The following is a 6287-nucleotide window of genomic DNA, read 5'->3' on the forward strand; positions in this document are numbered from 1 at the left end:
GGCCCGCCCCGACCGCGTGTACCGCTCGCTGCCGACGGGTCCCAGTGCCGACTCGTTCGTCTTCGCGCTGTTCGCTGTCTTCGAGATCCTGCTCGGCGCCGTCTACACGGGCATCGGGCGGCGGGCGATCGAGCTGGGGGTCGCCGCAGCCCGGCGGCGGACCTCGATGAAGTACGACGGGCGCGCGTACGCCCAGGACCCCGACATCCGGTGGCGGATCGCCGACGCCGTCCTGGCGCAGGACGGCGCCGAGCTGCAGGTGTTCGCGCTCGCACGGGACGTCGACGAGCAGGTCGACCACGGCGCGCGCTGGTTCGCGCAGCTGGTCGGGCTCAAGGTCCGCGCGACCGAGTCGGCGCGGGCGGTCGTCGACAACGCGATCCGCGTCTCGGGCGGAGGCTCGTACTTCAGCGGCAGCGAGCTGGGCCGGCTGTACCGGGACGTCCTCGCGGGGCTGTTCCACCCGTCCGACGACGAGTCGGCGCACGCGACCGTCGCCACCTCGGTGCTGGGTCCGCCGGAGGCCTGAGGTGGAGCTGCCGGACGAGCTGGTCCTGCCCGGGGCGCGGGTGCGGGCGCTGCGCGCAGACGACTGGGAGCTCGACCACGCCCTGAGCCGGGTGCCGGACGTGCCGCGCTGGACCTACTACCCCGCGGACGTCGGTGTCGACGAGGCCCGCGAGCGGGTGGCGCGCAGCCTCGCGCTCCGTGCCGACGGCCGGGGTGGGCGGTTCGTCGTCGAGCGCGACGGCTCGGCCGTCGGGACCATCGGGCTGGCTCTGCGGGTCGACGGACCCTACGTCTACTACGCGTTCCTGCCCGCCGGGCGCGGGCTCGGGCTCGCGACGGAGGCGGTCGGTGCCCTCTCGACCTGGGCGTTGCAGCACGGGGCGGACCGCGTCCACGCGGTGACGATGGTCGACAACAGGGCGAGCGAGCGTGTCCTGGAGCGGTCGTCGTTCGTCCGGCTGGGGCTCGAGGTCGAGCCCGACGGGGTGACCGTGACGCGCTGGGAACGGGGCGACGACCCACAACCTACTCACAAGTAACTTACGGACCCGTAGGTTACGATCGGGAGATGACCACCGTGGGTTCAGGCCGTCCGTCCCCTGCCGCCACCGGCGCCCCGCGGGAGGTGACGATCCCCGACGAGCCGCTCACGGCGGCCCTCGATCGTGCCGCGCAGCAGTGGCCGGACCGGACGGCCGTCGACTTCCTCGGCGCGGTCACGTCGTACCGCGAGCTGGCCGACGCCGTCGCACGCGGCGCGCAGGTGCTGCTCGACCTCGGTGTCCGCCCCGGCGACCGGGTCGCACTGATCATGCCCAACAGCACAGGCCACGTCGTCGCGTTCTATGCGGCGCTGCGCGTCGGCGCGGTCGTCGTCGAGCACAACCCGACCTACTCGGCGGGGGAGCTCGCGCACCAGCTGGCCGACTCCGGCGCGGTCGTCGCGCTGGTGTGGGAGAAGGCCGTGCCGCGCGTGCTGGAGTCGCTGCCTCGGACCTCGCTCAAGGCCGTCGTCGCTGTCGACCTGTCCGCCGACCTCCCGCGCGGCAAGCGCCTGGCCCTGCGGCTGCCGGTGCCCAGCGCCCGCAAGGCCCGCGCGGCGATGTGCGGAAAGGTGCCGCCGGCCTTCCCGATGTGGCACCGGCTCGTCGCCCGTGCCGCTCCGCTCGACCCGGCCCACCCGACTCCGGGCGCGTCCGACGTGGCGCTCCTGCAGTACACGGGCGGCACGACGGGGACCCCGAAGGGAGCGATGCTCACCCACCGCAACCTCGTCGCCAACGCGGTCCAGGGTCAGGCGTGGACCGGAGCCACGCCCGGCACGGACGTCGTCTTCGGCGTCCTCCCGTTCTTCCACGCGTTCGGCCTGACGCTCTGCCTCAGCTACGCGATGCGGATCGGCGCGACGCTCGTCGCGTTCCCGTCGTTCGACCCCGCCATGGTGCTCGCCGCCCAGGAGCGCGTGCCCGGCACGTTCCTGCCCGCGGTCCCGCCGATGCTCGACCGGCTCGCGGCCGCCGCACGCAAGGCCGGGGCGGACCTCACCTCGTTCCGGTACGCGATCTCGGGCGCCATGGCGCTGCCGGCGGAGACGGCCCGGGCGTGGGAGGAGGTCACGGGCGGCCTCGTCATCGAGGGGTACGGCATGACGGAGACGTCGCCGGTCGCGCTCGGCAACCCGCTGACCGACGCCCGCCGGCCCGGCACGCTCGGTCTGCCGTTCCCGAGCACGAGCATCCGCGTGGTCGACCCGACGGACGTCACGCGCGACGTCGAGCCGGGGGAGCGCGGGGAGCTGCTGATCCAGGGGCCGCAGGTGTTCGCGGGCTACTGGGGTCGGCCCGACGAGACCGCCGAGCAGCTGCTCGACGACGGCTGGCTGCGCACGGGCGACATCGTGACCGTCGACGACACCGGGTGGGTCGTCCTGGTGGACCGCATCAAGGAGGTCATCGTCAGCGGGGGGTTCAAGGTCTACCCGTCGCAGGTCGAGGACCACCTGCGCACGATGCCCGGCGTGGTCGACGTCGCCGTGGTCGGGGTGCCCGGCGGCGACCTCGGCGAGACCGTCGTCGCGGCCGTCGTGCTCGAGCCCGACGCGCACGGCATCGACCTCGCGGCCGTCCGCGCCTGGGGCGAGCAGCACCTTGCCCGGTACGCGCTCCCGCGACGGCTCGTGGTGCTCGACGAGCTGCCCCGGTCGCAGGTGGGCAAGGTGCTGCGCCGCGTGGTGCGGGAGTCCGTGCTCGCGGGCTGACCCCCCACCACCTGGGGGCGTCGTCAGGTCAGAGAGGCACCGACGGGCAGGACGTCCCCGTCGGTGGGGCGACGTACGTGTACCTCCCCGTCACGGTCGACGTCCCGCCGGGGGTCGTCACGGCGACCTGGACGGTGCTGGCRCCGTGCGGCGGGACCCGGACCGACAGTCGCGTGTCGGACACGACCGAGATGGCCGTCGACACCGCGCTGCCGAACGTGACCCTGGTTGCACCGGTGAGGGCGAGGCCGGTCACCGTGACGTAGGTGCGTCCCGCCGTGCAGCCGGTCGCCGGGCTCACCCCGGTGACCTGGGGTCGCACGGACGGCGGCGGAGGAGGTGTCGGGCAGCTGTACCCGGCCGCCGGTGCCGTGTAGGTGTACCGGACGACGTCCGTCGTCGTGCCGGCCGGGGTGGTCACCGCGACCCGGACGACGCTCGCGCCGTGGGGCGGGACGCGGACCAGGAGCGAGGTGTCGGAGACCTGCCGGACGTCGCCGCTCGACAGCGAGCCGAAGGTGACCCGGGTGGCGCCGGTCAGGCGGGTGCCCGTGAGCGTCACGTAGTTGCGGCCGGCCGTGCAGCCGGTCGCGGGGGACACCCTGGTGAGCGAGGGGCGGGAGGTCCCGGTCGCGACCGTGCGGGATCCCGTCGAACCCGCGAACGTGTTGTTCGCGGCGTAGCTCGTGGACAACGTGTGCGAGCCCGCGGTCAGCGAGGTCGTGAACGTGGCCACCCCGCCGACCAGCGGGGAGTCACCGACGCTGCTGCCGTCGACGAGCMGGGTGAGCAGGCCGCCCGTCGCCACGCCGTGAGCCGCGCCCACCGTCGCGGTGACGGTGAACGACGATCCGGGCAGCGGAGCCGGCACCGACGGTGTGAGGGTCACCGTCGTCGGGATGAGCTGCGACGTCACGACCACGTTGTCGGTGCTGACACCGCCCGAGGTGTGGACGACCACCCTGCCCGCGCCGGTCGCGCTGTTGGCCGGCATCGTCACGTGGAGCACCGTCGGGGAGTCGACGACGACGTTCTCGCCGAGGCTCGAGCCGATGGAGACCGTGGTCCCGCTGGTGAAGCCCGTGCCCGTCACGGTGAGGACCTCCCCGCCGAGCGGGGTGACGACGGCGGGCGAGACCGCGGCGACGGTCGGTGCGATGGTCGTGCCCTGCTGCAGCGCCACGGCCGACGACAGGTAGATCGGGTCCCCGCTGTACGACGCGGTCACGTGGTGCACTCCCGCGCCGAGGCCCGTCGTGTAGCCCGCGGTGCCGCCGACGACCGGGACCGCGTGCCTCGCGCCGCCGTCGATGCGGAACGTGACGGTTCCGGTCGGTGTCGGGCCTGTCGGCGGGGCGAGGTGCACCGTGTAGGTGAGGACGCCACCCGCGTTGCTGGTGGGGTCGGCGGTCGTGATGCTCGGGTTGGCGCCGTCCCGGGCGTAGTTCGCGGTGGCGGGGAGGGACGAGCCGGCCGAGCTGGTCGCGATGACCCAGGCGGGTCCGCCGACGTGCGGGGGCAGCGAGAACGACACGTGCGTCCCGGCGGCGTCGACCGTGCCGGCGAGCGGGGTGCCGTCGAGCGTGAACGTGGTACCTGCACCGAGGCTGGTGCCGGTGAGGTCGAAGGGTCCGCCGGTCGTGGTCGACGCGTCGTCGTTGCCCGGGTTGAACAGCGTCGGCGAGCCGGCCGCGCCGCCGGGCGTCGCGAGCCCCGACGTCGCGCTGCCGTAGGTCGCGTCGCCCGAGTAGACGACGGTCGGGGCGTACGACCCCGGGACGTAGGTGAGCGTGGCGTGCCCGGTGACGTCGAGCGGGACGGGCGTGCCGCTCGTCGTGGCGTTCCGCACCGCAACCGTTCCGGTCGGGACCCCGGACCCGCCCGAGACAGCCACGTCGACCGTCGTCGGGACACCGATGAGCGGCGCGCCGACGCCCGTCGCGGTCACCGTGACGGGCGCGGTGCCCGTCGGGCCAGCGAGGGTGACGTCGCCGAGCGGGGTGTCGTTCCCCGGCTCGACCAGATAGCCCGTCGCGGCGACGGCCGGGTCTGCGGTGGCCATGCCCACGAAGGTGTACGCCGCGATCGCCGGGAGGTGCCAGAACCGGAAGTTCCCGGCCCCGTCGGTCGTCGCGGAGTATCCGAAGTCCCACTGCCAGTTCTCGACGAGGAGGTTGCGCAGGTCCACCATCGCACCGGCCGCCGGCGTGCCGTCCGGGTTGAGCAGCCGCCCGGAGATCGAGCCGCCGAGCTGGAGGGCGTAGTTGCCGATGGTCGTCGTGCTGCCCGGGTAGGTGGTCACGAACGCCGGCGGGACGTCGGGCGGCGACATCCACGTCTCGGGAACGAGGAAGGAGTCGGTGAGCGCGGAGAACACCAGCCAGTACTGCCCGCCCGCAGGGACGGTCAGCGAGAACGAGCCGTCCGCCGCGTTGTCGCCACAGACCACCGCAGCGCTGGTGTAGTCGTTCGCGCAGATCCGGAAGCCGCTCGCCGGCGTCCCGTCCGGGGCGACGAGGCGGCCCGCGATCACGGAGTCGTCAGGTCCGGCCTCGGCTGCGGTGGCGAGGGCGAACGGCGCCCCGACGACGAGCAGGGCAGCGACGACGAGGCGGGTGAGCCACCGCCGCACGGAAGTCCGGTTGGCGCGCATCGGTAGTCCCCCTGGTCCGACGATGGCAGACGGCCTGGCGCGCACCGCCGGAAAGACGATATCGATGCAGATGTCCGTAATGTCCCTTGTGACGAGAGTTCACCCGATCCTGGGTTGCGCGTGGGTCGTCGGTGATCGGGAAGGATCGCGGGTGTGGACGACTGGCTGAGCCTGATCGTGGTCACGGTCGGCTGGGCCGTGGCCGGGCTGGCCGTGATGTCGCTCGTGCGGCCCGGGTCTCTCAGCTCGGAGCTGAACCGGTCTGCGAGCGCGGTTCACGGGTACCGGGTCAGGGGCGCGGCCGTGCTGGCCGGCCTGTGCCTGGTCGTCGTCGGCCGTGGCCTCGGGTCGCCGAGCTCGCGCGGCCTCGTCGTGGGCCTGCTCCTGCTGGGGGCGCTGGTCCACCTCGCCACCTACCCCGCGCGGGAGCTCGCCGTCGCCCAGGACGACGTGGACGGTCGGCACGAAGCGCTCGACCGGGTCGACCGGTCAGCGGTGGTCCACCTCGCGGCGACGTTCGGTGCAGGACTCGTGTGCGCGGGCGTGGCGCTGGTGCTCGGCTGACCGGTCACCAGCCGCGGGCGCGCCACTCCTCGAGGTGGGGGCGCTCGGTGCCGAGGGTCGTGCCGCTGCCGTGGCCGGGGTGGACGCGGGTGTCGTCGGCGAATCGGTCGAACAGCTTGGCCGTGACGTCGTCGTAGAGCCGGGTGAACGTCTCGGGGCTCGTGGTGGCGCCGACGCCGCCGGGGAAGAGCGAGTCGCCCGTGAACAGGTGCACCAGGCCGTCGGGCTCCGTGTACGCGAGGGCGACCGAGCCGGGGGTGTGACCGACCAGCGTGATGACCTCGAGGGTGCACGAGCCGACGT

At 73.7% G+C, this 6287-nt stretch carries 5 protein-coding genes and 1 pseudogene; 4 read left to right on the top strand and 2 right to left on the bottom strand.

Annotation, left to right across the window (positions count from 1 at the left end):
* The 3 genes from ACXJKG_RS18515 to ACXJKG_RS18525 all read left to right on the top strand — a co-directional run.
* Positions 1–529, top strand: a 529-nt coding sequence (locus tag ACXJKG_RS18515; RefSeq protein ID WP_456847211.1) for an acyl-CoA dehydrogenase family protein, incomplete at its 5' end; no start/stop codon positions are given.
* Between the two features lies 1 nt (position 530).
* The gene (locus ACXJKG_RS18520; protein ID WP_456847212.1) at positions 531–1049 is read left to right on the top strand and encodes a GNAT family N-acetyltransferase; all 519 of its coding nucleotides are present in this window, start codon (positions 531–533) and stop codon (positions 1047–1049) included.
* A gap of 29 nt (positions 1050–1078) precedes the next feature.
* Positions 1079–2767 carry an AMP-binding protein gene (locus ACXJKG_RS18525; RefSeq protein ID WP_456847213.1) on the top strand — a complete coding sequence of 563 codons (1689 nt, stop codon included), beginning with the start codon at positions 1079–1081 and terminating at the stop codon, positions 2765–2767.
* A 28-nt stretch (positions 2768–2795) separates the two neighbouring features.
* Here the strand turns inward: ACXJKG_RS18525 and ACXJKG_RS18530 are convergent, their stop codons facing one another.
* Positions 2796–5420, bottom strand: a complete 2625-nt coding sequence (locus ACXJKG_RS18530; RefSeq protein ID WP_456847214.1) for an IPT/TIG domain-containing protein — start codon at positions 5418–5420, stop codon at positions 2796–2798.
* A gap of 153 nt (positions 5421–5573) precedes the next feature.
* Between ACXJKG_RS18530 and ACXJKG_RS18535 the strand changes: the two genes are divergently transcribed.
* On the top strand, positions 5574–5984 hold the full coding sequence (locus ACXJKG_RS18535) for a hypothetical protein (RefSeq protein WP_456847215.1): 411 nt from the start codon (positions 5574–5576) through the stop codon (positions 5982–5984).
* 4 nt (positions 5985–5988) lie between these two features.
* Here ACXJKG_RS18535 and ACXJKG_RS18540 read toward each other — a convergent pair.
* A pseudogene (locus tag ACXJKG_RS18540) lies at positions 5989–6287 on the bottom strand (MBL fold metallo-hydrolase); the annotation flags it as partial.

Source organism: Cellulomonas sp. P5_C6 (assembly GCF_054049635.1).